Source organism: Nocardioides ochotonae (assembly GCF_011420305.2).
In the GTDB taxonomy this organism is placed as follows: domain Bacteria; phylum Actinomycetota; class Actinomycetes; order Propionibacteriales; family Nocardioidaceae; genus Nocardioides; species Nocardioides ochotonae.
The window spans coordinates 302,107-327,717 of the sequence record NZ_CP061769.1 but is presented as its reverse complement, the minus strand read 5'-3'; the positions used below and the strand labels follow the sequence as shown (position 1 = coordinate 327,717).

Genomic DNA, 25,611 nt, shown 5'->3' with positions numbered 1-25,611 from the left:
CCACGAAATTTCAGATCCGTCGACACATCCGCCCACTGAGTGGGAATGGCGCCGATGGCGTGTGACGTCCCACACCTACCGTGATGCACCGCACAAGAGATGCGACCCCGCAGGCTCGGGCCTTGTCGGTGCGAACTTTCTGGAGGAACAGTGAAGACAGCGAACAACCTGCGCACGCGCATCGCCGCGGTGCTCTGCGCGAGCGCCCTGCTCGCCACGGGCTGCGCGAGCGACTCGTCCGACGACGAGGACAAGGGCTCCGGCTCCGGTTCGCTCGGCATGGACGAGATCTACCGGACCGGCCTGGTGGACGTGCCGGAGGCGAGCGGCGACCCGAAGCAGGGCGGCACCCTGACGGTGGCCGAGTACGCCGAGGCGGTGTCGCTCAACCCGGTGCAGACCTACGCCACCGGACAGACCGGCATGAACGTGCTCGCCGCGATCTACGACACCCTGATGCGCTACGACGTCGAGTCCAAGACCTTCGAGCCCCGCCTCGCGGAGTCGCTCGAGACCACCGACAACGTCACCTGGACGCTCAAGCTGCGTGACGGGGTGAAGTTCAGCGACGGCACCACGCTCGACGCCGACGCCGTCGTGGGCAGCATCGAGTACTACATGGCCAACTACGGCTTCCAGGGCACCCTGATCCAGGCCAACCTGAAGTCGATGAAGGCGACCGACAAGAGCACCGTCGAGTTCACCTTCAATTCCCCGTGGGCGACGTTCCCGAACCTGCTCGCCAGCGGCCCGGGCCTGATCATGGCCCCCGCGGCGTACAAGAACCCGGAGAAGTTCCAGCCCATCGGCGCGGGCCCGTTCGTGCTCAAGTCGCAGGCCCCCGGCGAGAAGACCATCGTCGCCGCCAACGAGGACTACATCGACGGCCGCCCCTACCTCGACGAGATCGAGTTCGTGATGGTCGGCGCCGACCAGGCCAAGTGGGAGTCGCTGCGCGCCGGCGAGGTCGACATGGCCTACATCCGGCAGGACGACGTGGTCCAGGACGTCCGTGAGGCGGGCTACCCCGCGATGGTCAACGCCCAAAGCGGTGTCCGCATCCTCACCCTGAACGCCCGCGAGGGGCGTCCGAGCTCCGACGTGCGCGTGCGCCAGGCGATCAACTACGCCATCGACGCCGAGACCTACATGGAGCGCACCACCGGCACCGGCGAGACCGCCGACCGCGGCCTGATCGCCGAGTTCTCCGAGTGGGCCAGCGACGCCGAGCCGGTCGAGACCGACCCCGAGAAGGCGAAGGAGCTGCTCGAGGAGGCCAAGGCCGACGGCTACGACGGCAAGATCACCTACCTCGGCCAGTCCGACTCCACCTCCAAGGACGCCGCGGTCGCCGTCAAGGCGATGCTCGAGGCGGTCGGCTTCGAGGTCGAGCTCGACCTGGTGAACAACGTCGCCGAGCAGACCAAGAAGGTCTACATCGACGGTGACTTCGACATGGCGATCGGCGCCACGTCCATCCCGGACGAGGACGTCTACTCCCGCCTGTACGCCGCCCTCGGCAGCGCCTCCATGTCCAACCCGGGCCGCTACGCCAACCCGGCGATGGACAAGCTGCTGACCGACCTGCAGGCCGCTGCCTCCCCCGAGGACGGCGCCGAGGAGATGGCCGCCGTCGAGAACCTCTGGCGCGAGGACGTCCCCTACGTCAACATCGCCGGTGGCGCCTTCGTGAACGCCTGGCACGACGACGTGCACGGCATCGTGCCCACCGCCGAGTCGAGCATCCTCTTCGACAAGGTGTGGATCGAGGACTGATCGCACTGCACTCCCGCCGGGGCCCGGCACCGCACTCGCGGTGCCGGGCCCCGGTGCATTTCGGCGGCCCGGACGCCCGTCGCTGCGAAAGTATTGGCGGAAGTCGGTGCAGGAGCCGGGGCTCCCACGTGAAGAATCAAGGCGCGGCGGGACTTCCACCAGTAGTTCGGCGGGACAGATGTGTGGCCCCGCCGGCGGGGTGCGGGCGGGGTCCGGGGTCGGGATCTACGCGTCGGGCGGGTGCGCGGTGACGAGCCGGGTGGTGCCGCGGTCCTTCACGAGGTGGAGTCCGTGTGGGGATCGCCAGACGTACGTCGCCGCGTCGGTCTTGTCGTAGGTCCAGCCCGTGTGGGTCTTGGCCCGATGATGTCGGCGACAGAGCGGCGCCAGGTTGCAGCTGCAGGTCGGACCGCCGTCGCCATGTGCGGTGACGTGGTCGGTGTCGCAACGCCGCGCAGGGCGTTCGCACCACGGGAACGCGCACACCGGCTGGGTCAGACGGGTCTGCTCGACGAGCCGGTCGGGGATGGCATAGGCGTCGGTGTGGTGGTGGGCCTCGAGGTCGATGACCGGCTTGACGACCACCTGGGCGTCACCGCTGCACCAGTCGCGGACCTGCTCGGTCGACACGATGGACCGGGTCTCCTCGACGTTGGCGACGCCGGCCTCGTTGCGGGAGATAGCGGCGTGCGACAGGTGAACGTGGATGACGACCTGCCGCGGCTTCACCACCGAGGCGGCACCGTCGCCGGCCTCGGCCCGCAGGTCGAAGGCGAGCTGGCGTCGGGCGAGCTCGCCGGCCCCCATCGAGCGGCGCACATCGAGGGAATCGCTGGAACCCAGCGCCGCGAGCTCCTCGGCGCCCTGCCGGATCGCGGTGTCGAGGTCGATCGCGTCGGCAAGATCGAGGACACCCTCGACGTGCACGGTGCCGTCGTGGGTGGCCTCGCGGGTGTGGACGTCGAAGCGACGCCCGTCAGCGGCAGCGAGGCGCTGCTTCTCCGCGCCTTCGGGGTCGAAGGCGACGCGGGCCTGGTCGACGAGGCGCTCGATCCCGGCCCAGCTGATCTTTCCCACGACGCCGGCGAGCTGGCGGTCCACGAACTCCGCACCGTCGAGCGGCAGGCCGGTCGTCAGCTGCGCGAGTCGCCGGGCCTTCCAGAGCGGGACCTTGCCGGCGCGGACCAGCTTCCAGGTCCGCTTCAACCGGTGCGCCAGCTCCAACGCATCGCCCACCAGGGAACGGGCGGAGTCGGCGGACAGGCCGATCGCCGCGCCGAACTCCATCGGCGCGAACTCCGCCACCAGCGGAGCACCCTCACCAGCGAGCGGGACGGCCAGCTCGCCGAAGACCAACCCGGTCGCCGGTGCCGCGTCGGCGACCGACTCTTCGGGGTGCATCGACGCCCACACCAGAGCGGCCTCCAAGACGTCGATCTCCGCCCGCTGGGCCGCAGCCCGGCGGCGCTGCGCGAACGCCAGCACGGCGGCTGGGGTGTCGCACTCGGGGAGTTCGGGATCGGCCATGCCTCATTCTACTCGAACGTACGTTCGATAACAATGGTTTCTCCACCGCTGTTTCAGCTTCGTCGGCCGTCGTCTCGACGAGCTCGACCGGCGGGGGCTCCCACGCAGGCACAGCGCTGAAAGCAGTTGCCGCCGCCGCTACCGCCTGACACTGTCGCCCCGACCGCGAGACAGCGAGAACGGGGAGCTCATGCAGGTGACACAGATCGGTGCGGCATTCGCCTCGACGGATCCGACTGCTGCCGGCGGATGGTTCGCCGAGCACCTCGGCTTCACGATCCTGGTGGATCTCGGCTGGTACGTCAGCACCCAGCACCCGGACCGTGAAGAGCTACGCGTCGACTTCGTCCGGCACGACCACCAGACCTGGGTCGGGCCCGCGAACCGGGTTCAGGGCGCCATGCTCGCGCTCGTCGTGCACGACGTCGACGGCCAGCACGAGCGAATGGCGTCCAACCGGGTCCAGATCCTCACACCACTCGTCACCGAGCCGTGGGGACAGCGCCGGCTTCAGGTGGCCGGGCCGGACGGACTCGTCATCGAGCTCGTGCAGCAGGTCGACCCCGACCCCGAGTGGATGGCAGCACAGGGGTTGTCTGCCTGACCGCTGCGCCGCCGAGAGGACCCCACCGCACCCACCGCACCGGACCCACGGCACGCTCGACCTACGGGGCGCGGGTCGGCCAGGGGGCGGCCTGCTCGAGCTGGGCGGCGAGGGAGAGCAGCAGCTCCTCCCCGCCCAGGTCGGTGAAGAAGTGCGCACCGAGCGGGAGGCCACGCTCGTCGAGGCCGGCGGGCACCGACATCGCGGGTGCGCCGGAGACGTTGCCCGGGCTGGTGTAGGCCGAGTAGCTCGACACGCGCTCGTACATCGCCGCGGGGTCGGTGGTGTCCAGGAAGCCCAGCTGCGGGGTGGGCTGGCACAGCGCCGGTGTCAGCACCACGTCGAGGTCGGCGAACATCGCGCCGAGGCTGCGCCCGGTGCGCTCGAAGCCCTGCAGCGCCCGCGCGACCTCGGCGGCCGGCGCCTGGCGGTAGTGCTCGTACATCCCCCGGGTGAACGGCTCGAGGTCGTCCTCGCGCAGCTCGCGGCCGAGCTCGGCCAGCCGGTCGTCGACCAGGGCCACGAGCGAGGCGCCCATGATGAGCCCCGACCACGCCGCCATCTCGGCGTAGCGGTAGCCGAGCGTGACCTCGCGGACCTCGTGGCCCAGGGAGGCGAGCAGGTCGGCGGTGCGCCGCACCGCGGCGACGTACTCCGGGGAGGTGGGCGGGCCGTCGGGCACGGAGGTGGCGACGCCGATCCGCAGCCGTCCCGGGTCGCGCCCGACCGCGTCGAGGAACGTCCCCGAGGGGGCCGGGGCGTCGAACGGCGCCCCGGGCACCCGGCCGTGGGAGACGTCGAGCAGGAGCGCGGAGTCGCGGACGGTGGTGGTCAGCGCGTGGTGGACGCTGGTGGGGTTCGAGAGTCCCGAGAGGTACGGCGCCGCGGGCACCCGGCCCCGGCTGGGCTTGAGGCCGAACAGCCCGCACATCGCCGCCGGGATCCGGATCGAGCCGCCCCCGTCGTTGCCGTGCGCGACCGGGACCATGCCCGAGGCGACCGCCGCGGCGGACCCGCCGCTCGACCCGCCCGGCGAGTACGCCGGGTTCCACGGGTTGTGCGTGGGGCCGTAGAGGAGGGGCTCGGTGCTGGCGTTCTTGCCCAGCTCGGGGGTGTTGGTGATCCCGAGGACCACCATCCCGGCGCGCCGGTAGCGGGCCACGAGCTCGCTGTCGGTCGCGGCGACCTTGTCGCGGAGCAGCCGGCTGCCGCCGGTGGTGGGCAGCCCGGCGACGTCGGTCGACAGCGTCTTCACCAGCGTCGGTACGCCGCGCAGCGGACCGTCCGGGAGGCCAGCGTCGACCTCGGCGAGCGCCTGCTGGAAGCGCTCGCCGACGACCGCGTTCAGCGCCGGGTCGAGCTTCTCGATGCGCGTGATCGCCGCCTCGACGACCTCGCGGGCCGACACCTCCCCCCGGCGCACGGCAGCGGCGGTCGCAGTGGCGTCGTCCCGCTCCAGGTCCATGTCGCCGGCCCTACCCGACCGGGTGGTGGCAGGCGACGAACTGGCCGGGGTGCAGCTCGCGCAGCTGGGGCTCCTCGGCCGCGCAGCGCTCGGTGGCCAGCGGGCACCGGGTGCGGAACCGGCAGCCCGAGGGCGGGTTCAGCGGCGAGGGGAGCTCGACGGCCGCCGCGGTGCTGGCGACCTCGCGGTCGCCGGCGCCGGGGATGGAGGCCAGCAGCATCCGGGTGTAGGGGTGCGCCGCGCGCACCTCCATGTCCGCGGACGGGATCACCTCGCACGTCTTGCCGAGGTAGAGCACCATCACCCGGTCGCTGATGTTCTTGACCACCGACACGTCGTGGGCGATGAAGATCATGCTCAGGTCGTACTGCTCCTTGGTGCGCTCGAGCAGGTTGAGGATCTGCGCCTGCACCGAGACGTCGAGGGACGAGACCGGCTCGTCGCAGATGAGCACCTTCGGGTTCATCATCAGCGCCCGCGCGATGCACACGCGCTGGCACTGACCTCCGGAGAGCTCGTGCGGACGCCGCTCCCACACCACCGTCGGGTCCAGCCCGACCGCGGTGAGGGTCTCGCGGATCAGCGTCTCCTTCTCCTCCGCGGTGCCCTCGAAGCCCCAGATGGCGAGGCCCTCGGCGACCAGGTCCTTGACCTTGCGCCGCGGGTTCAGCGAGGAGGTGGGGTCCTGCATGATCATCTGCATCCGGGACCGCGCCTTGCGCAGGTCACGGGTCTTGAGCCCGGTCAGCTCGCGCTCGCCGAGGCGCACCTTCCCCGACGTCGGGGAGGGCAGCTGCATGACCGCACGGCCGGCGGTGGACTTGCCGCAGCCGGACTCCCCGAGGATGCCCAGGGTCTCGCCCGGGAGCAGGTCGAGGTTGAGGCCGGAGACGGCGTGCACCTTCTGCTTGCGACCCACCGGGAACTCCACGACGAGGTCGTCGACACTGAGGACCGGGGAGTCCTCGGACCGCATGTGCGCGGTTCCGCTGCCTGCCATCAGTTGATCTCCTTCACGAGGCCGAGGTCGAGCGCGGCGCTGTCGGCGGGCGTGGCGGCGGGCGTGCGTCCGGGCACGGCCAGCGGGAAGTGGCAGGCGACGCGGTGCGGCTCCTGCACGGTGCCGAGGTCCTCCAGCAGCGGAGTCTCGGTGCGGCACCGGTCGGCGGCGTACACGCAGCGCGGGGCGAAGCGGCAGCCCGACGGCGGGTTCGCCATGTCCGGCGGGGTGCCGTTGATGGCGCGCAGCAGGGTGTGCGGCGCGTCCTGGAGCCGCGGGATCGAGGCCAGCAGCGCCTCGGCGTAGGGGTGCGAGGGGGCTGCGAAGACCGCGCTCGTGTGCGCGGTCTCCACGACGCGGCCGGCGTACATCACCTGCACGCGGTCGGTGCGGCCCTCGACGGCGCCGAGGTCGTGGCTGATCAGGATCGTGGCCATGTTCATGGTCGTGCTGAGCGAGGCGAGCAGGTCGAGGATCTGCTTCTGCACGGTCACGTCGAGCGCGGTGGTGGGCTCGTCGGCGATCAGCAGCTCGGGGTCGCACGACAGTGCCATCGCGATGACCACGCGCTGCCGCATGCCGCCGGAGAGCTCGTGGGGGTACTGGGCCATCCGCCGGGCGGGCTCGGGGATGCCGACCTTCTTGAGCAGCTCGATCGCGCGCTCGCGCGCCTCCGCCTTGCCGAGGCCCAGGTGCAGGCGCAGCGCCTCGGTGATGTGCACGCCGACCTTCTTGACCGGGTTCAGCGAGGTCATCGGGTCCTGGAAGACCATCGCGACCTTGGGGCCCCACAGCTTGCGGCGCTGGCTGGCCGAGATCGCGTGGACGTCCTGGCCGGCGATCCGCACGGTGCCGCTGACGGTGGTCGTGGGCCCGTTGGTGATCAGGCCCATGATCGTGCGCCCGAGCACCGACTTGCCCGACCCGGACTCGCCGACGATGCCGAGGGTCTCGCCCGGGCGCAGGGTCAGCGAGACCCCGTCGACCGCACGGACCGGGCCGCGCGCGGTGGCGAACTCGGTGCGGACGTCCTCGACCTCGAGGAGGGGATGGATCGTCGTCATATCTTCGCGCTCCTTGCGTCCCAACGCTTCTGGGCCTTCTCGCCCAGCAGGTTGAAGGAGAAAACAGTGAGGAAGAGGAAGGTGCCCGGCACGAGGACGACGTGCGGGTACTCCTGCATCGTCCCGCCCTCGCCCTCGGAGATCATGTTGCCCCAGGTGGGCTCCGGGGCCTGGATGCCGAGCCCGAGGAAGCTGAGCGAGGCTTCGGCGACGATGAGCACCGAGATCATCACGATCATCATCGAGAACACCGGCAGCATGACGTTCGGCGTGAGCTCGCGGACCATCACCCGCAGCCGGGTGGCGCCCATCGCCCGCGCCGCGAGCACGAACTCGCGCTGGGCGAAGGCGATCGTGTTGGCCCGCGCCAGCCGGATCATGCTCGGGATCGTGATGATGGCCAGCGCCAACGCGATGTTGCGGATCTTCGGGTCCAGCACGGTGCCCAGGGCGATCAGCAGGATCAGCGGCGGCACCGCGAGCAGCGCGTTGGTGAAGATGCCGACCACGCTGTCGACGCCGGAGCGGAAGTAGCCCGCCACGATGCCGATCGAGCCGCCGACGATCGTGCCGATCGCGACCGCGAGCAGCGAGATCACCAGCGAGGTCCGGGCGCCGTAGATGGAGCGCGCCAGCAGGTCCAGGCCGTAGTTGTTGGTCCCCAGCGGGTGCTCGGAGAGCAGCTCCGGGGTCTGGTACGTCGGCGCGGTGAGCGCCGAGGCGACGTCGACGTGCTCGCCCAGCGGCAGCACCGGCGCCAGCACCGCCACGGTGATCAGCACGACCAGCCAGGCCGAGCACAGCCACACCATGATGTCGGGGCGGTGCCCGCGGATGGCCCACACGACCCGGGTCAGACCCTGGGAGGTCACCACGACGCCCGCCAGGACGAGGACCGCCTTGGCGAACAGCACGAGCGGGGCGGACCAGCCGACCACCAGGAGCGCCAGGCCGGCGAGGAGGAGACCGGCGCCGACGGCACCGAGCTGGGAACGGGTCAGCGAGGACCCCTGCGGGGTCTGCTTCCTAGGCATGAACACGGCGGGTCCTTGGGTCGAGGTAGCCATAGGAGAGGTCGATACCGGCGTTCACGAGCACGTAGATCGCCGCGATGACGAGCACGGAGCCCTGGACCAGCGGGTAGTCGCCCTGGTTGGCGGCGTTCACCACCACGCCGCCCATGCCGGGCAGCGCGAAGAGGTACTCGACGATCACCGTGCTGCCGACGAGGCGGCCCATGCTGATGCCGAGCAGGGTGATCAGCGAGAACGACGAGGGGCGCAGGGCGTCGATCACGAGGATCCGCCACGGCGGCATGCCCTTCGCCTTCGCCGAGAGGATGTAGTCCTCGTTGAGCGTCCCGATCAGGTCGTTGCGCAGCACCCGGGTGAATGTCGCGAGCTCCATCAGCGCGATGGTCAGCGCCGGCAGGAAGGAGTGGTAGAGGCTGCCGATCGGGTCCTCGGTGATGCGCACCCACTGGGCGCGCGGGAACCAGCCCAGGCCGTTGGCGAAGACCGCGATCAGCAGCAGGCCGGCGAGGAACGACGGCACCGAGAGGACGGCGAACATCGAGGCGCCGATGATCCGGTCGGCCAGGCCGCCGGGGCGCGAGGCGCTCCACATGGCCAGCGGGATCGCCATCGCCAGCGCCATCAGCAGGCCCATCGCGGCGAGCTGGACGCTCACCGGGAGCGCGGCGAGGATGCGGTCGACGACGTCGTTCTGCGGCGGGATCAGCGAGGTGCCCAGGTCGCCACGCAGGGCCGACCCGAGCCAGTCCAGGTAGCGGACGATGACGTTGTCGTCGAGCCCGAGCTCGGCGCGCTTGGCGGCGTACTCCTCAGGGCTGCGGCCGTCACCGAGGATCGAGACGGCCGGGTCGCCGGGCAGCAGCGAGACCAGCATGAAGACGCCGAAGCTCACGATCATCAGCACGGCGACGAGCTCGCCGATGCGAATCAGTGCTGTGCGCATCAGCGGCCACGTCCGGCCGGTGACACACGAGCTGCGGTTGACATCCAGGGAGTTCCCTTCGGGCGGGCCGGTCTCGAGGACCGGCCGGGAGAACGTGACGCGGGGGGACGCACGGCAAGCCGGCGGACCTCAGACGCTAGGGCTCGTGTGGTCGGGGCCACACGGCGTTTCTCACTGACCGGGAGCCTCTTTGGCGCCGCCGCAGCGCCCGCCTGTCAGCCGAAGAACGCCTGCCCGCCGTCCAGCGGCAGGGTGGCCCCGGTGAGGTAGCGCAGGTCGTCACCGACCAGCGCGACGACGGCGCGGCCGATGTCCATCTCGCAGTCGCCGATGCGCCCGGCGGGGATGGTCGCGGTGAACTCCGCCGCCTCCTCGGGGAAGGCCTCGGTCCACGCCTTCAGCCCCGGCGAGAGCGCGTGCGGCGCGATGCAGTTGGCGCGGATCCCGTCGCTCGCCCACTCGACCGCCGCGGTGCGGGTCAGCGAGCGCACCGCCTGCTTCGCCGCGGCGTACCCGCCGTACGTCGAGGGGTCCCAGCGCACCATCGCGGAGGTGACCAGGTTGACGACGTGGCCGTTGCCGGTGGCCGCCAGGTGCGGGTGACAGGCGCGCATCATCGCCATCGTCGCGAACGGGCCGGAGACGAAGCCACGCTGGAACTGCTCGTCGCTCAGCTCCAACAGCGGGCCGAACGCGCCGGTGTAGGCGTTGTTGACCAGGATGTCGATGCGCCCGAAGCGGGCGGCGACCGCGTCGACCACCGCCGGCACCCCGGCCGTGTCGGCGACGTCGAAGGCGAACGCCTCGGCCCGCACCCCGCGCTCGCGCAGCAGCCCGCACGTCGTCTCCAGCTTGGCCGGCGTGCGGCCGAGCACCGCGACGTCGGCACCCTCGGTGGCCAGCGCGAGCGCGATGCCCTGCCCGACGCCTTGTCCGGCGCCCGTCACCAGCGCGACCCTGCCCTCGAGCGATCCCATCGATGCCTCCTCCTGGCGGGAGTCGGCACCCGCCACAGGCCGCCCATGCAAGGGGGCGACACCGGATCCGGGGCGGTGTGATCCCGATCACCGGAACCCGGTGGTGTCCCCGTCCCGGTGATCGGGAAGTGTGGCGGGTGTCGCTTCGAGGCGGCCCACACTGACCGCCTCCCCCGTCACGCCACCACCCGATCGAGGGCACGATGACCACGGACCTGCAAGCCCACGCCATGCGTGTGATCGCCGACCTCACGGGTCCCGGCGGTCGCTTCGAGCTCGTCGAGGAGGAGGTCCTCGGGACCACGCTGCGCGTCCACGCGCACCGCGACCGCTCGCTGCGGGCCCTGCTCGAGCAGTCGGTCGAGCACGGGGAGCGCGACTACCTCGTGACCATGGAGTCGCGACTGTCCTATGCCGAGCACGCCGAGCAGGTCACGGCCCTGGCGCACGCGCTGCGCGAGGAGTACGACGTGCAGCCCGGCGACCGGGTGGCGATCGCCTCGGCGAACAACCCCGGCTGGGTCCTCGCCTTCTGGGCGACGGTCTCGATCGGTGCCGTGGCAGTCGCCTACAACGCCTGGTGGACCGAGCGCGAGCTCGCCTACGGCCTGGGCCACACCCGGCCCAAGGTGCTCGTCGCGGACCAGCGCCGCGCGGCGCTGGTGACCCCCACCGACGGGCTCACCGTGCTCAGCATCGAGGAGGACCTGCCGCGGCTGGTGGACGAGCACCGGGGCAGCGCCCTGCCCGAGGCCACCATCGCCGAGGACGACCCGGCGGTGATCATCTACACCTCCGGCACGTCGGGGCGGCCCAAGGGCGCCGTGCACACCCACCGCAACCTGCTGGCCGTCGTGGAGTACCACCGTTACAACGACGCGCTGCTCGCCGGGTTCGGCGACCCGACCGACCCCCGCGACCGCAACCACCTGCTGGTGATGCCGCTGTTCCACATCGGCAGCCTGCACAACCTGGTGGTCACCCGGCTCGCGACCGGCTCCAAGATCAGCATGCACCTCGGTGGCTTCGACGTGGACGCCATCATGCGGCTGATCGAGCGCGAGCGCGTGACCAACTGGGGAGCGGTGCCGACGATGGCCAAGCGGCTGCTCGAGCACGGCGACCTGGGTCGCTACGACACCTCCTCGCTGACCGCCTTCGCGCTGGCCTCGGCACCCTCCACCCCGCAGTTCAAGGACCAGCTGCGCGCCGAGCTGCCGTTCGCCGCGTCGCTGGCCGACAGCTACGGCCTCACCGAGTCGTGCACCGCCCTCGCCGTGGCCACCCCGATCGACCTCGAGCAGGCCCCGGGCACCCTCGGCCGGCCGATCATCGGCGTCGAGCTGGAGGTGCGGGACCCGATGGGCAACGCGCTGCCGCCCGGCGTCGAGGGCGAGATCTGCTCGCGCAGCGTCTACAACATGCTCGGCTACTGGGAGGACCCCGAGGCCACCGCTGCCGCGATCGGTCCGGACCGCTGGCTGCACACCGGCGACCTCGGCCAGCTCGACGAGCAGGGCCGGGTGCGCCTGTCCACGCGACGCTCGGACCTGATCATCCGCGGCGGCGAGAACGTCTACCCCGCCGAGGTGGAGGGCGTGGTGATGGAGCACCCCGACGTCGCCGAGGTCCTCGTCATGGGCATCGACCACGACGACCTGGGCCAGGAGGTCGCCGCGGTCGTCGTCCGACGCAGCAAGGACGTCGACGCGGAGGTCCTCGAGCAGCAGCTGCGCGAGCACGCCGCCGCCTCGCTGGCCTACTTCAAGGTCCCCAGCCACTGGCGCATCACCGACCAGGCCCTGCCCCGCAACGCCACCGGCAAGGTCGTCCGGGCGCGCGTGCAGGTCTGAGCGCGCCCTCAGCCCACCAGGTCGCGCAGCATCCGGTCGGAGACGAGCAGGGCGTCGCGGTCGTACGTCGAGGCGCTGGACATCAGCTCGTCGGCGCCGGTGTGCTCGGCGAGCCGCTCAAGGCGCCGGCGCACGGTCGCGGGGCTGCCGAGCACGACGCGGTCCAGCGAGGCCTCGACGCGGCGGCGCACCTGGTCGGGCCAGGTCGCCGCGTGGATGTCGGCCACCGGCTCCAGCGGCGGGAACTCGCCGTCGCGGCGCGCCAGCGCCATCGCCCATGCCTCCGGGAGCGCGAGCTCGCGGGCCGTGGCGTCGTCGGCGGCGACGAGCACGTCGAGGGAGACCGTCACCCACGGGGTGCTGCCCAGGTGCGGATGGAACTGCCGCCGGTAGCCGGCCAGCAGGTCGGGGAGCTCCTCGGCGTCGAGGACCGGTCCGCCGACCACCACCGGCAGGCCGAGCCGCGCGGCCACGTCGATGCCGCGGCCGGTGGCCAGCACGTGCATCGGCACCCGGCCGCGGGTCGCGGGGCGTGCGGTCACCTCGGCGCTGCCCTCGAGGTAGCCGCGCAGCTGTGCCAGGTCCTCGGCGAAGGTGTCGGGCACGTCGAGGTCGCGGCGCAGCGCGCGGCGTACGGGTGCGGTGAACCCGAGGGAGCGGCCCAGGCCGAGGTCCACCCGCCCGGGGTGCAGCGCGTCGAGCACCAGGAACTGCTCGGCGACCACCAGCGGCTGGTGCAGCGGGAGCATCACGCCTCCCGAGCCGATCCGGATCCGCGAGGTGCGGGCCCCGACCGCGGCCAGCAGCACCGCGGGCGCGCCCGAGGCGATGCCGCGGACGCCGTGGTGCTCGGCCACCCAGAACCGCTCGTAGCCGATCAGCTCGGCGTGCTCGGCGCGCGCCACCGTCGCGTGCAGCGCCTCCGCGTCGGGGTGGCCGACGCGGGTCCGGGAGCGGTCGAGCAGGGAGAGCCTCACCCTGTCCTCAACGCCCGGGGGCGGGCTGGGCTTCCCGGGGTGTCCGGGGGCGGTGTCTTTCGGCGCACCTGCTGGGAAGGACACCGGTCCCTTGCCGTACCAGGTACTTGTCCGCGCAGTTGCGCAGTTACGAGCGCTCCGCCGGACCCGCCCCCACCGCACCCACACCCGCCACCCCGGCGCGCGGCACCCGCCAGGCGCAGACGACGACCAGGAGCGCGGCCAGCAGTGTGACCGCATAGCTCAGCCGCAGCGAGCCGAGGGTGGGGTACGTCGCGCCGCCGGCGTCGAGAGTGGAGGAGGCCAGCACGATGCTGACCACGGCACCGGAGACCGCGAGGCCCAGCGACCGCATCAGGGCGTTGACGCCGTTCGCGGCGCCGGTCTCCCCGACCGGGACCGCCGACATCACCAGCTGGGGCAGCGCGCCCATCCCGAAGGCGAGGCCGGCGCACATGACGATGCTGGCGAGCGCGAAGTACCAGGGCTCGTCGTACCAGACGAGCGGCACGAGGTAGGACACCGCGACCAGGACGCCGGCGACCATCAGGCTCACCCGCGCGCCGCGTACGACGATGAAGCGGGCCGCGAGCGGGGCGAGCAGCAGCATCGTCAGGCCGCCGATGCCGATGACGAGGCCGGCGATGACCATGTCGAGGCCGAGGCCGTAGCCGGTCGAGGCCGGGGCGTTCATCATCTGCGGGAAGGCCAGGCCCTGGGGGTACATCGAGAAGCCGAGCGCGAGCGCGGCGAGGTTGGCCCACACCATCGTCGGGCGCGCCGCGACCCGCAGGTCGACCAGGGCGTCGCGCCGGCGCAGCTCGAAGCGGGTCCACCACGCCAGCACCACGACGACGAGCAGGGCGAGGGCGGCGATCGGCGGGCTCGCCCAACCCCACTCCTGGCCGCGGGTGACCACCAGGAGGAACGCGACCAGCACCACCGCGAGGCCGAGGGCCCCGACGAGGTCGAAGCGGCCCGGCCGGGCCACCCGCGACGGCGGGACGACCACCAGCACCGCCACCGCGCACACCGAGGCGAGCAGCGCGACCAGCAGGAACATCGCCCGCCACGACGCGACCGCGAGCACCAGCGCGCTCAGCGGCATGCCGATCGACCCGCCGATGCCCATCGTCGCGCTCATCACCGCGATGCCGGTGGCCATCTGGCGGGTGGTCAGCTCCTCGCGCATCACGCTGATCCCCAGCGGGATGGTGCCCATCGCCAGGCCCTGGAGCGCCCGGCCGACGATCATCGGCAGCAGGCTCGAGGACGCCGCGCAGACCAGCGACCCGAGGATCAGGAAGCCCAGGCTGGCCAGGATCACCCGGCGCTTGCCGACCATGTCGCCGAGGCGCCCGCTCACCGGCGTCGCCACCGCGGCGGCCATCAGCGTCGCGCTGACCACCCAGGTCGCGTCGGCGGCGCTGGTGTCGAGCAGGCCGGGCAGCGACGGCACCAGCGGGAAGATCATCGCCTGCACCAGGGCCACGCAGATGCCGGCCGCGCACAGCACGATGATCACCGCGGCCGGTCGCGGAGCGCCCGGTGCGGCGTCCCCCGACCGCGGAGTGGTGGTGCTGCCCGAGGTCACCTGCTGCTCAACGGGGGCGCTGCAGCAGCGCGTCGATGAAGAGCCCCTCGGTGCTCACCAGCACCTTCCCGTCGTGGGAGATCGTCCCGGTGGTCCAGATCTTGCGTCCCTCGACCCGCTCCTGGCGCCCGCTGACCACCAGGTCCTCGTGCAGCGGCACGGGTGCGTGGTAGCGGACCGTCAGCGTGCCGGTCATCCCGGCCGTGCCGGCCCAGGCGTTGGCGACGCCGAGGGTGTGGTCGAGCAGCAGGGCGCTCACACCGCCGTGCACGCAGCCGGGCGGGCCCTGGTAGAGCACCCCGAGCCGGACCGTGCCGGAGACCGAGCCGTCGTCGTGGCCGGTGAGGTGCAGCGGTGGCGCGAGGGCGTTCTCGGGGCCGGTGACCGGGTCGTGGCGGGTCGCTCCCTCGCCGGACCACATGTCCACCATCCGGGTGTCCAGCGCCGGGGTGTGCTCCTCGACCTCCTCGCTGAGCGCGGTGATCCGCCGGGCCAGGTCGTCGAGGTCGACCGCCGTACCGTCGCCGGTGCGCAGCAGCGCCTCCGCGAGCCGTCGTACGGCGGCCACGGCGGCGTCCACGCCGCCGTCGACCGGCGGCGCCGAGCACTCCCGGAACGACTCCCCCGCGACCACGTCAGCGCACCCGGGCTGTCGCGTGGGTCAGGACCGGCTGGCCGTCGCGCTCGGGGCAGGTCGCGGACAGCAGCAGCTCCTCGCCGTCACGCCACACCGAGGTGCGGATCGTCTCGCCGGGGTGGATCGAGCCGGCGAAGCGCACCGACAGCGACTCCAGCCGGGTCGCGTCGCCGTCGAGCAGCCCGTCGACGATCGCCTTGGCGACGATGCCGTAGGAGGCGAGCCCGTGCAGGATCGGTTGCTCGAAGCCGGCGGCCCGGGCGAAGCCGGGGTCGATGTGCAGGGGGTTGAGGTCGCCGTTGAGCCGGTAGAGCAGCGCCTGGTCGGCGCGCGTCGGGGACTCCAGCACGTGGTCGGGCTCGCGCTCCGGGGCGCTCCAGGCGCTCTCCGGGCCGGGCTCGCCGCCGAAGCCGCCCTCGCCGCGCGCGAAGATCTGCATGCGGGTGGTCCACAGCGGCTGGTCCTGCTCGTCGCGGGCGTCGTGCTCGAGCACGATCACCGCCGCCTTGCCCTTGTCCCAGACCTCGGCGACCCGGGTGCGGAGGGTGGCGCGTCCCTGGGCCGGCAGCGGCCGGTGCACGGTCAGCGCCTGGCCGCCGTGCAGGATCCGGCGCAGGTCGATGTCGATGCCGGGCATCCGCAGCTCCGGGGCGCTGCCCTCGTCGCCCGCGGACAGCCCCTTGCCGGCGACCATGGCGAAGGTCGGCAGCACCTGCAGGCCGCGCTCGAAGGTGTAGGCGAGCTCCGGGTCGCTCGCGGCGTCCCGGCCCGCCCCGAGGGACAGGTGGTAGAGGAGCACGTCGCGCGGGGTCCAGCAGACCTCGCGCACGGTGGGTTCCGCGCCGAGCGCGGTCGCGACGTCGATGGGCACGGCCTTACGCCACCACCCGGCGCGGACCGGGTCGAGCCCCGGTCCCACTGACTGGACCGCGGTCCACTCATCGGGATCCCCGCCGGGGCGGCGTACGCACCCCCTCCTAGGGTCGCCACGACCGGGGGCCGGGCTGCCGCCCGCCCCGACGAGCAGCAGAACAGGAGTGTGTCGATGGGCAACACCGACCTCACGGGGCGCACCGCCGTCGTGACCGGAGCGGGCGCCGGACTGGGGCGCGCCGAGGCGCTGGCCCTTGCCGCGCGTGGCGCGAACGTGGTCGTCAACGACATGGGCGACGCTGCGGACGGGGTGGTCGGCGAGATCGAGGCCCTCGGCTCCGCAGCGATCGCCGTCAAGGGCGACATCGGCACCTGGGAGATGGGCCAGCAGCTCGTCGACGCCGCCGTGGACACCTACGGCGGGCTCGACATCATCGTCAACAACGCCGGCATCACCCGCGACACGATGCTGTTCAACATGTCCGAGCAGCAGTGGGACGACGTGGTCCGGGTGCACCTCAAGGGCCACGCCTCGCTCTCGCGCGCCGCGTCGGTGCACTTCCGCGCCGCGTCGAAGGCCGCGGGCGCGCCGGTCTTCGGGCGGATCATCAACACCGCCTCCGAGGCGTTCCTCTTCGGCGCCCCCGGCCAGGCGAACTACGCCGCGGCCAAGGCCGGCATCGTCGCGCTGACGCTGTCGACCTCGCGCGGCCTGGCCCGCTACGGCGTCACCGCCAACGCGATCTGCCCGCGGGCGCGCACCGAGATGACCTCCAAGGTCTTCGCGGAGGACCCGGAGAACCGCGAGCTCGACATCCTGGCCCCCGAGCGCGTCGCCACCTTCGTGGCCTACCTCGCCTCCCCCGCCGCCGAGCGGATCAGCGGCCAGGTGTTCGTGACCTACGGCGACTTCGTGGCGCTGATGGCCGCCCCGGTCGTGGAGCAGAAGTTCACCGCCGCCGGCGGCACGTTCTCGGTGGAGGAGCTCGACGAGCAGCTCACGTCGTACTTCGCCGACCGTTCCGAGCACCAGACCTACGCGGCGTACAGCGTGGCGAAGCTGGACACCACCGGGGTCGAGACGCTCAACGGCTGACCCGCACCACGACAGGGCCGGGGGCGGCTCAGGGACGTTCGGCGAGCAGCAGCCGGGCGGCCATCTTGATGTCGCCCTCGGCCTCTGCCATGCCCAGGCGTCCGTTGAGCACCGAGATCAGGACGCCGTACCAGCAGTGCACGATCAGGCGCACCCGGCGGTCGTCCTCCTCGGTGGGGTCGCTGAGCCCCGCGGTCTCGAGGACGACCTGCTGGAAGATCGCGTCGTTGGCCGCCGACTCCGGCGTCGCGGCGGACTGGGCCTGGTTGTTGGACTGGATCATCGCCAGCGAGAGCTTCGGGCGCCGCGCCATCTCGTGGGTCATCCCCACCAGCAGCGACTCCACCGCCTCCGCGGGCGGCAGCCCCACGGGCAGCGCGCCACTCGTCGAGAACCGCTCGACCTGGTAGCGCATCACCGAGGTGAACAGGTGGGTCTTGGAGGGGAAGTAGCGGTAGAGCGTCGCGATGGCGACGCCGGCGGACTTCGCCACGTCGTGCATCTGCACGTGCTCCAGGCCGTGCTCGGCACCGAGGCGGGAGGCGGCACGCAGGATGCGCTGGTGGCGCTCCTTCTGCTCCGAGGAGCTGGGCTCTGCGGCCGGTCGGCCTTCTGCGATCCGCGGCACGGGCACGCCACCTCTTCCTCTGCTCTCGGGGTCCAACCGGCGACGATGCTGGGACCGGATGGGTCGCCGGCGGGTTCGAGGCTACCGGTGAGTGGGATCGGACGCCGCCGGACGCAGCAGTGCCCGATCCTCGCGTGACGTTTCGATGAGTGGGACTCGGGTCGGGGGCAGGCTGTGGCTACGAGCACACTCGGAGATCCTCAGATCGGCCGCTGATGCGGTCCGACACGGGACTCTTGACAGGGAACGGAGAAGCACAATGACCGCAGTCGAGGACGAGGTTCGCCACATCGAGACGGGCCCCGCGCCCACCCGGTACGCCCGTGGCTGGCACTGCCTGGGCCTGATCCGGGACTTCACCGACGGCAAGCCCCACCAGATCAAGGCCTTCGGCCAGAAGCTGGTGGTGTTCGCGGGTGAGGACGGCAAGGTCAACGTCCTCGACGCCTACTGCCGCCACATGGGTGGCGACCTCTCGCAGGGCGAGGTCAAGGGCAACGAGATCGCCTGCCCGTTCCACGACTGGCGCTGGGGCGGCGACGGCCGCTGCAAGTCGATCCCCTACGCCCGCCGCGTCCCGCTGCGCGCCCGCACCGCCGCCTGGCCGACGATGGTCCAGGACGGCATGCTCTTCGTCTGGAACGACCCGGAGGGCAACCCGCCGCCGGCCGAGGCCGCGATCCCGAAGATCGCCGGCTACGAGGACCCCGAGTGGACCGACTGGGTCTGGTACACCACGACGATCGAGGGCGCGAACTGCCGCGAGATCGTCGACAACGTGGTCGACATGGCGCACTTCTTCTACGTGCACTACTCGTTCCCGACGTACTTCAAGAACATCTTCGAGGGCCACGTGGCCACGCAGATCATGAACGGCGAGGGCCGCGAGGACGTCGCCCGTCCGCAGGCCAGCGGGAGCGGCGCGCCCAAGAACAAGGGCACCAGCTCCACCGCGAGCTACTACGGCCCGTCGTTCATGATCGACGACCTGACCTACCACTACGAGGACGGCAACGACGTCCCCTCGGTGCTCATCAACTGCCACTACCCGATCGACGAGAACTCCTTCGTCCTCCAGTACGGCGTGATGGTCAAGAAGCTGCCCGGCCTCGACGACGAGGCCGCGACGGGGATGGCGCGCAAGATGGGCGACTTCATCCGCATCGGCTTCGAGCAGGACGTGGAGATCTGGCGCAACAAGGCGCGCATCGAGAACCCGCTGCTGTGCGAGGAGGACGGGCCGGTCTACCAGCTGCGTCGCTGGTACGAGCAGTTCTACGTCGACGTCGCGGAGGTGCAGGCCGAGATGGTCGACCGCTTCGAGTTCGAGATCGACACGACCAAGCCGAACGCCGCCTGGCGTCGCGAGGTCGAGGAGAACATGGCCCGTCGCGCCGCTGCCCAGCAGGAGCAGCCGGTCTGATGGCAGTGCGCCCCGACGTCCGCCTGGAGACGGCTCCCATGCAGCCGGTGTCCTGCACCAGCTGCGGGGTCACCGTCCAGGCTCGCAAGAGCAGCTGGGACCAGACCACGATCCAGTGGAACGACCAGGCCGTCGCGGCCTGCGTCGAGCGCCGCGCCTCCAAGCCCCGCCCGGGGCCCAACGGCGCGACGTTCGTCGGCTGCTTCGCGCTGCGCGACTCCGTGCGAGCCGCTGCGGTGCGGGGCGACCTGGACGTCCTGTCCGACGAACCGCTGCCGAGCAACCCGGCAGCCCTGACCGAAGCGAGCAACGCGTGATCGATCCGTCCCGCTACGGCCCCTGGGCCGTCATCGCCGGTGGCTCCGAGGGGGTGGGCGCGTCCTTCGCCCACCAGCTCGCCGACGCCGGTCTCAACCTCGTGCTCCTGGCCCGCAAGCCCGGACCGCTCGAGGAGACCGCGGAGGCGGTCCGGGCGAAGGGCGTGGAGGTGCGCACCCTCGCGGTCGACCTCGTCGACCCCGACTCGGTGAAGCGGATCCAGGAGGCGACCTCGGACCTCGAGGTCGGCCTGCTGGTCTACAACGCCGGCGCGAACACCTACGGCCACGAGTTCGTCACCGGCGACCTCGACCGGTTCCGCAACGTCGTCGACCTCAACATCACCGCCCAGATGGCGCTCGTGCAGCTCTTCGGCGCGCCGATGAAGGAGCGCCGCCGCGGCGGTCTGCTGCTCGTCGGGTCGCTGGCCGGCTTCATGGGTGCCTCGCAGATCAGCGTGTACGCCGCGGTGAAGTCGTTCTGCCGCGTCTTCGCCGAGGGTCTCTGGCTGGAGATGGCCGACTACGACGTCGACGTGCTCGAGTTCATCCTCGGCGTCACCCGGACCCCCGCCATGGAGCGGGCCGGGCTGAACTTCGACATCCCCGGCATGCACGTCTCCGAGCCCGACGACGTCGCCCGCCAGGCGCTGTCGCAGCTCAGCGAGGGGCCGGTGCAGATCGCGGCCGGCAACGAGCGCCTCGTCGAGATCCGCAGCGGCCACGACCGCTCCGCGCTCCTGCGCGCCGCGCTCGAGAAGACCCGCAACCTGCTCCCGCCCCCGAGCGAGTAGCACCCGCGTCACCACACGAGAGCCGGTCGTCCCCCCAGGGGGGCGGCCGGCTCTCGTCGTTCTCGTCGAATCGAGACCTCTGACGCTCGAGTCGAGACTTCTCACGCTCGAGTCGAGACTTCTGGACGGGTACGTCGCCACGAGCGCCGACTCGGCACACCACAAGAGCCGACTCGCCGGACGACATGAAAAGACCGCCCCGGCCGCCGTGGAGGCGCGACCGGGGCGGCCGTAGAGGCGAGGAGTCAGCCGGCGGCGGCGGTGCGGCCGGCGCGACGGCCGAAGAACGTGCCGTCGCCCAGCGAGGTGCCGGAGACGTAGCCGTGGCCGTGGATGCCGGAGGTCGCCCGGCCCGCGGCGTACAGGCCGGGCACCGGCGCACCCGCGACCGACAGCACCTGGCCGTCGACGTCGGTGTGCAGGCCACCGAGGGTGAACCCGCGGAAGCCGGTGTTCTCCTGGCCGGCCGTGGTGCCGAAGCCGAGCCGCGGGTCGACCGCGGCGAACGGCCCGGTGAGGGGACGCAGCCAGCGGGCGTTCTTGTGGAAGTACGGGTCCTCGCCCCGCGCCGCGTGCTCGTTGTACGCCGCGACGGTGTCGCGCAGCGACCCGGGCGGCATCGCGAGCTCCTCCTCGAGCTCCTCGAGGGTCTCCGCGGCGTGCGTGGGCCGCACGCCCCACAGGTCCTGCGCGGGGATCGACTCCAGCCCCTCCTCGTCGAGGATCACCCAGCACGGGCCGGGCTGGTGCAGGGCGGCGTGGCTGTACACGCCGGGGTACACGTCCTCGTTGACGAAGCGCCGACCCAGTCCGTTGACCAGCATCCCGCGCACCGCCATCGCCGGCAGCGCCGTGTAGGCGACCTCGACCGCGGCCATCCGCCGGGTCGCGGCGCCGAGCGCGGCCGCCATCTCGATGCCGCTGCCGTCGTCGAGGCCGTCGCTGACCTTGTCGTGGCCGAGCAGGTCGGGGGCGTGGTTGCGGAGCATGCGCTCGTTGTCCACGAACCCGCCGGTGGTCAGCACGACCCCGCGCCGGGCCAGGTAGGTCACGTCCTCGCCGAAGCGGCGCGCGGTGACCCCCACGACCCGGCCCGCGTCGTCCACCACGAGGGCGGTGGCGCGGGTGTCGGTGTGGGTCTCGACGCCGGCCTCGGTGCACGCGGCGGTGAGCCGGTCCATCAGCAGCCAGCCACCGAAGCCCTCGGTCGAGGGCCGGTGCCCGCGCGGGACCGGTCGGGCGATCTGGTCGAAGGGCCAGGCGTTCTCGCCCAGCCACATCAGCCCGTCACGCGTCGGCGGCATCCAGCTCGGGGCGTCGTACAGGCTCTCCTCGAAGTCGATCCCGAGGGAGCAGAACCAGTCGAAGTGCTCGAGGCTGCCCGCGCAGTACAGCCGCAGCTTCTCCTCGTCGGCGTGCGGCCCGAGGGCGGCGAGGAGGTAGGCGAACATGTTCTCCGGGTCGTCGTCGTACCCGAGCGCCTTCTGCACCCGGGTCCCGCCGCCGAGGTAGAGCTCCCCGCCCGACTGGGCCGAGGATCCACCGGCTCCGCTGGCACGCTCGAGCACCACCACCTCGGCACCGGTACGCCGGGCCTCCAGCGCCGCAGCGCCGCCCGCGCAGCCGAGACCGACGACGAGCACGTCGGTCTCGTGGTCCACGCGGGCGACGTCGGCGAGACGGACCGGGACGGTCACGACGGCGGGGTGAAGGCCGCGAGCGGCTCCGAGCCGGCCCAGTCGTGACCCCAGTAGCTGTCCGCCGTGATCTCCTCGGCCGTGTAGTGGTCCTCCTCGACCAGCATGCCCTCGCAGCCGTACTCGAGGTCCCAGCCACCGGGCGCCCGCACGTAGAACGACACCATCTTGTCGTTGGTGTGGCGGCCCAGCGTCGAGGAGAGCGAGAAGCCGTGCTTGTTGACCTTGTCCAGCGCGCGCCCGACGGAGTCGAGGTCGGCGACCTCCATCATCAGGTGCACCAGGCCGGGCGCCTCGCCGTGGGGCGCCGGGCAGACCGCGAGGCTGTGGTGGCGCTGGTTGACGCCCATGAACCGCACGCGGCGCGCCGGGGAGACCCCGGGCGGGCTGACGCGGATCGAGCCGCGGGGCAGGAAGCCGAGCACCTCGGTGTAGAAGGCGACGGTCTCGTCGGGCATCGTCGTCGGGAGGACGACGTGGCCCATGCCCTGGCCACCGGTGACGAAGGTGTTGCCGTGCACGGTGATCACCGGACTGTGGTCCAGGATCGGGCCGAAGAAGACCTCGGTCGGGGTGCCGGCGGGGTCGTCGAAGCGGATGCCGGCCTCGAAGCGCCGCAGGTCGCACTCCTCCTGCGTGAGCACCTTGACCGCGGTGCCCGCGGCCTCGACGGCACGGCCGACGGCGGCGAGCGCGAACTGGTCGCGGACCTCCCAGCCGACCGCGAGCACGCGGTCGGTGTCGCCGGGCACGACGATCAGGCGCGCGGCCCGCTCGTCCATGCGCAGGTGGAGCGCGTCCGGCTCGGGGCCGGTGGTCTCCTGGAGGCCGAGGCACTCCACGGTCAGCTCACGCCACCGCGGGATGTCCTGGCTCTGCACCTTCAGGTAGCCGAGTCCTCGGATCTGCGTCATCTTTCCTCTTTCCAGACTGCACTTCTGCGTGCCCGGGCCGCGGAGGGCCCGGGCACGGCGATTGCGGTAGGCGGTCGCGTCAGATCATCGACAGCATCGGGCCGGGCGGCGGCGTCACGTCGAGCGACGTCAGCGACGCCACGTGGAACACCGAGCCGGGCACGTGGATGGCGTGCGCCAGGCCCATGTGGCCGTCGCGCCAGAACCGCTGGATCGGGTTGTCCATGCGCATGCCGTTGCCGCCGGAGCGGGCCACGACCTCGTCCATCGCCCGGGCGGCGCGCCATGCGGCGGACACCTGGGTACGACGCGACTGCGCGCGCTCGGCGAGCGTCACCGGCTCGCCCCGCGCCGCCTTGTCGTAGAAGGAGCGCACGTTGTCGAGCATCGTCACGCGCGAGGCGTGGATCTCCGCCGCGGCGTTGCCGATGGCGTAGAGCACGTGCGAGTCGTCCTTGATCTTGGTGCCGGTGATCTGCACGCGCTTCTTCTGGTAGGCCAGGTGAGCGGCGAGCGCGCCCTCGGCGATGCCGATGACCGCGGAGCTGATGCCCATCGGGAAGGCCGTCGTGAACGGGATGTGGTACGTCGGGTTGGTCAGGCCGGCCTCGCGGGGCTGGCTGCCGTCCATGAACTTCGAGAACTCCACGACCCGGTAGTCCGGCACGAACGCGTCCTTGACGAGGATGTCCTTGGAGCCGGTGCCGCGCAGGCCCACGACGTCCCAGGAGTCCTCCACGATCGTGTAGTCCGCGCGCGGCAGGATCACGTGGTAGACCTGCGGCGGGCTCACCGGGTTGCCCTCGGCGTCGCCGAGGAAGGCACCCAGGAAGATCCAGTCGCAGTGGTCGGTGCCCGACGAGAACTGCCAGTGGCCGTTGAAGACGTAGCCGCCGTCGACCGGGCGCAGCACGCCCATCGGGGCGTACGGCGAGGCGATCCAGGTGTCGTGGTCGGAGCCCCAGATCTCCTCCTGCACCCGGGCGTCGCACATCGCCATCTCCCAGGGGTGGACGCCGACGATGCCGGCGACCCAGCCGGTGGAGCCGTCGAGGCTCGCCAGGCGCATGACGGCCTCGGCGAAGTCGGCGGGGTGCGCCTCGGCGCCGCCGTACTTGGCCGGCTGAAGCATCTTGATGACGCCGGTCTCCCGCAGGATCTCGGCGGCCCGGTCGTCGAGGCGGCCCAGCTTCTCGTTGCTGGGACCCAGCGCGGCGATCTCCTCGGCGTGTGCCTCGATCTTGGCCAGCACTTCGTTGCTCATGAGTTCTTCACTTCCTCACCCGGACGCGGTGTCCGCCACCACACCGTGACACCGCTGAATTGGTCGTCTCGGAGCCGTTCCCGCTGATCGGGACCGGCTAGCGGACGGGGTCGCGACCCCGCCCTCAGCCGTCGTAGGACAGCCTGATCCGCGCGCTCCGCGGACGTGCCTGACAGCCCAGGACGAGGCCGTCGGCGAGGTCGGCGTCGTCGAGCACCTCGTTGCGGTCCATGCTCACCTCGCCGTCCAGGACGATGCACGCGCAGGCGCTGCAGGCGCCCTCCCGACAGGAGTACGGCGCCTCCATCCCGGCCGCGAGCATCACGTCGACGAGGTTGTTGCTCTCGGGCCACGCGAGCACCCGGGTCTCCCCGTTGAGGGTCACCTCGACCTCGCTGGCCGCGCCGGTCTCGTCGATCTCGGCGGGTGCGGCGAACGGGTCGCCGGTGAGCGAGGTGAACCGCTCCACGTGCACCCGGCGCTCGGGCACACCGAGCCCGGCCAGGGTCCGCTCGACCAGGTCCATGAACGGCGCGGGGCCGCACACGAACGCCTCGGGGGCGATCGCGTCACGGTCCCAGAACCCGCGCAGCAGACCGCCCAGGGACGCCTGCGAGGGCAGCCCCTGGACCGACTCCAGCCAGTGCACGACGCGCAGCCGGTCGGGGAAGCGCGCCACGAGGTCGCGCAGCTGCTCGGCGAAGATCACCGAGTGCTCGTCGCGGTTGCCGTAGACGAGGACCACCGAGCCGGTCCCGCTGTGCAGGACCGTCTTGAGGATCGACATCACCGGCGTGATGCCGCTGCCGCCGGCGAGCAGCAGCACGTCGTCGGCCAGCGAGGAGGGGGTGAAGATCCCCGAGGGGGCCAGCACCTCCAGCTCGGTCCCGACGCCGGCGTGGTCGCACAGCCAGTTGGAGGCGTAGCCCCCGGCGGTCCGCTTGACCGTGACCGCCGGGAACTCGTCGTGGTCGGGCGCGGTGCACAGCGAGTAGCAGCGCGCCGCCCCCTCGGGCCGCTCGCTGGGGATCCGCACGGTGAGGAACTGCCCGGCGACGTAGTCGAGGCGCTCCCCCTCGCGCGACTCGAGCACCAGGGTGTGGGCGTCGGAGGTCTCCTTGATGACCTCGCGCACGCGGACGATGGGCATGGCG

Annotated in this window: 23 protein-coding genes; 7 read left to right on the top strand and 16 right to left on the bottom strand. The window is 71.8% G+C overall.

The genetic code is table 11. The annotated features are described in order from the left end of the window. Positions 1–150: 150 nt before the first annotated feature. On the top strand, positions 151–1,776 hold the full coding sequence (locus HBO46_RS01615; RefSeq protein WP_166137645.1) for an ABC transporter substrate-binding protein: 1,626 nt from the start codon (positions 151–153) through the stop codon (positions 1,774–1,776). Between the two features lie 225 nt (positions 1,777–2,001). On the opposite strand, the gene HBO46_RS01610 is transcribed toward HBO46_RS01615, so the two are convergent. Beyond that, positions 2,002–3,303 (bottom strand): HNH endonuclease signature motif containing protein, encoded by a 1,302-nt coding sequence (locus HBO46_RS01610; protein WP_166137648.1) that lies wholly within the window; start codon positions 3,301–3,303, stop codon positions 2,002–2,004. 190 nt (positions 3,304–3,493) lie between these two features. Here HBO46_RS01610 and HBO46_RS01605 point away from each other — a divergent pair, with 190 nt between their 5' ends. Further along, complete coding sequence (locus tag HBO46_RS01605; RefSeq protein ID WP_166137650.1) at positions 3,494–3,907, top strand: VOC family protein; 414 nt, start codon at positions 3,494–3,496, stop codon at positions 3,905–3,907. 61 nt (positions 3,908–3,968) lie between these two features. Here the strand turns inward: HBO46_RS01605 and HBO46_RS01600 are convergent, their stop codons facing one another. The 6 genes from HBO46_RS01600 to HBO46_RS01575 all read right to left on the bottom strand — a co-directional run bounded on the left by HBO46_RS01600 (position 3,969) and on the right by HBO46_RS01575 (position 10,390). Next, positions 3,969–5,372, bottom strand: coding sequence for an amidase (locus HBO46_RS01600; RefSeq protein WP_166137653.1), 1,404 nt, complete (start codon positions 5,370–5,372; stop codon positions 3,969–3,971). A 10-nt stretch (positions 5,373–5,382) separates the two neighbouring features. Continuing rightward, positions 5,383–6,372, bottom strand: a complete 990-nt coding sequence (locus tag HBO46_RS01595; protein ID WP_166137656.1) for an ABC transporter ATP-binding protein — start codon at positions 6,370–6,372, stop codon at positions 5,383–5,385. Next, positions 6,372–7,436 (bottom strand): ABC transporter ATP-binding protein, encoded by a 1,065-nt coding sequence (locus HBO46_RS01590; protein ID WP_166137659.1) that lies wholly within the window; start codon positions 7,434–7,436, stop codon positions 6,372–6,374. The genes HBO46_RS01595 and HBO46_RS01590 overlap by 1 nt, the downstream gene beginning before the upstream one ends. Beyond that, positions 7,433–8,470 (bottom strand): ABC transporter permease, encoded by a 1,038-nt coding sequence (locus HBO46_RS01585; protein WP_191480189.1) that lies wholly within the window; start codon positions 8,468–8,470, stop codon positions 7,433–7,435. The genes HBO46_RS01590 and HBO46_RS01585 overlap by 4 nt, the downstream gene beginning before the upstream one ends. Next, positions 8,463–9,413, bottom strand: a complete 951-nt coding sequence (locus tag HBO46_RS01580; RefSeq protein ID WP_224769320.1) for an ABC transporter permease — start codon at positions 9,411–9,413, stop codon at positions 8,463–8,465. The genes HBO46_RS01585 and HBO46_RS01580 overlap by 8 nt, the downstream gene beginning before the upstream one ends. Before the next feature lie 215 nt (positions 9,414–9,628). After that, complete coding sequence (locus HBO46_RS01575; protein ID WP_166137666.1) at positions 9,629–10,390, bottom strand: SDR family NAD(P)-dependent oxidoreductase; 762 nt, start codon at positions 10,388–10,390, stop codon at positions 9,629–9,631. A 203-nt stretch (positions 10,391–10,593) separates the two neighbouring features. On the opposite strand from HBO46_RS01575, the gene HBO46_RS01570 reads away from it, so the two are divergent. Then, a complete protein-coding gene (locus HBO46_RS01570) occupies positions 10,594–12,243 on the top strand; it encodes a class I adenylate-forming enzyme family protein (RefSeq protein ID WP_166137669.1) in 1,650 nt (549 codons plus the stop codon). 8 nt (positions 12,244–12,251) lie between these two features. On the opposite strand, the gene HBO46_RS01565 is transcribed toward HBO46_RS01570, so the two are convergent. From HBO46_RS01565 to HBO46_RS01550, 4 genes are all read right to left on the bottom strand, one after another. Beyond that, a complete protein-coding gene (locus HBO46_RS01565; protein WP_191480188.1) occupies positions 12,252–13,220 on the bottom strand; it encodes an MsnO8 family LLM class oxidoreductase in 969 nt (322 codons plus the stop codon). 127 nt (positions 13,221–13,347) lie between these two features. After that, a complete protein-coding gene (locus HBO46_RS01560; RefSeq protein ID WP_166137676.1) occupies positions 13,348–14,814 on the bottom strand; it encodes an MFS transporter in 1,467 nt (488 codons plus the stop codon). A 7-nt stretch (positions 14,815–14,821) separates the two neighbouring features. Next, positions 14,822–15,448, bottom strand: coding sequence for a PaaI family thioesterase (locus tag HBO46_RS01555; RefSeq protein ID WP_166137679.1), 627 nt, complete (start codon positions 15,446–15,448; stop codon positions 14,822–14,824). 1 nt (position 15,449) lies between these two features. After that, the gene (locus HBO46_RS01550) at positions 15,450–16,322 is read right to left on the bottom strand and encodes a MaoC/PaaZ C-terminal domain-containing protein (RefSeq protein ID WP_166137682.1); all 873 of its coding nucleotides are present in this window, start codon (positions 16,320–16,322) and stop codon (positions 15,450–15,452) included. Between the two features lie 174 nt (positions 16,323–16,496). Here HBO46_RS01550 and HBO46_RS01545 point away from each other — a divergent pair, with 174 nt between their 5' ends. Beyond that, positions 16,497–17,420: a 3-oxoacyl-ACP reductase gene (locus tag HBO46_RS01545; protein ID WP_166137685.1), complete on the top strand. Its 924-nt coding sequence runs from the start codon at positions 16,497–16,499 to the stop codon at positions 17,418–17,420. A 28-nt stretch (positions 17,421–17,448) separates the two neighbouring features. On the opposite strand, the gene HBO46_RS01540 is transcribed toward HBO46_RS01545, so the two are convergent. Further along, positions 17,449–18,048 (bottom strand): TetR family transcriptional regulator, encoded by a 600-nt coding sequence (locus tag HBO46_RS01540; protein WP_166137871.1) that lies wholly within the window; start codon positions 18,046–18,048, stop codon positions 17,449–17,451. 259 nt (positions 18,049–18,307) lie between these two features. Between HBO46_RS01540 and HBO46_RS01535 the strand changes: the two genes are divergently transcribed. From HBO46_RS01535 to HBO46_RS01525, 3 genes are read left to right on the top strand one after another with little or no spacing between them, the layout of a single operon-like run. Next, a complete protein-coding gene (locus HBO46_RS01535; protein WP_166137688.1) occupies positions 18,308–19,471 on the top strand; it encodes a Rieske 2Fe-2S domain-containing protein in 1,164 nt (387 codons plus the stop codon). Next, the gene (locus HBO46_RS01530; protein WP_166137691.1) at positions 19,471–19,788 is read left to right on the top strand and encodes a ferredoxin; all 318 of its coding nucleotides are present in this window, start codon (positions 19,471–19,473) and stop codon (positions 19,786–19,788) included. Before HBO46_RS01535 ends, HBO46_RS01530 begins: the two co-directional genes overlap by 1 nt. Further along, entirely contained in the window at positions 19,785–20,582 is a 798-nt protein-coding gene (locus HBO46_RS01525; protein WP_166137693.1) for an SDR family NAD(P)-dependent oxidoreductase, read from the top strand. The genes HBO46_RS01530 and HBO46_RS01525 overlap by 4 nt, the downstream gene beginning before the upstream one ends. Positions 20,583–20,827: 245 nt before the next feature. Here the strand turns inward: HBO46_RS01525 and HBO46_RS01520 are convergent, their stop codons facing one another. From HBO46_RS01520 to HBO46_RS01505, 4 genes are all read right to left on the bottom strand, one after another. Further along, positions 20,828–22,279, bottom strand: coding sequence for an FAD-dependent oxidoreductase (locus HBO46_RS01520; protein WP_166137696.1), 1,452 nt, complete (start codon positions 22,277–22,279; stop codon positions 20,828–20,830). Then, complete coding sequence (locus HBO46_RS01515) at positions 22,276–23,193, bottom strand: VOC family protein (protein ID WP_166137699.1); 918 nt, start codon at positions 23,191–23,193, stop codon at positions 22,276–22,278. Before HBO46_RS01515 ends, HBO46_RS01520 begins: the two co-directional genes overlap by 4 nt. 79 nt (positions 23,194–23,272) lie before the next feature. Continuing rightward, positions 23,273–24,457, bottom strand: coding sequence for an acyl-CoA dehydrogenase family protein (locus HBO46_RS01510; RefSeq protein ID WP_166137702.1), 1,185 nt, complete (start codon positions 24,455–24,457; stop codon positions 23,273–23,275). A gap of 124 nt (positions 24,458–24,581) precedes the next feature. Beyond that, positions 24,582–25,607 carry a ferredoxin--NADP reductase gene (locus HBO46_RS01505; RefSeq protein WP_166137705.1) on the bottom strand — a complete coding sequence of 342 codons (1,026 nt, stop codon included), beginning with the start codon at positions 25,605–25,607 and terminating at the stop codon, positions 24,582–24,584. Positions 25,608–25,611 lie beyond the last annotated feature (4 nt).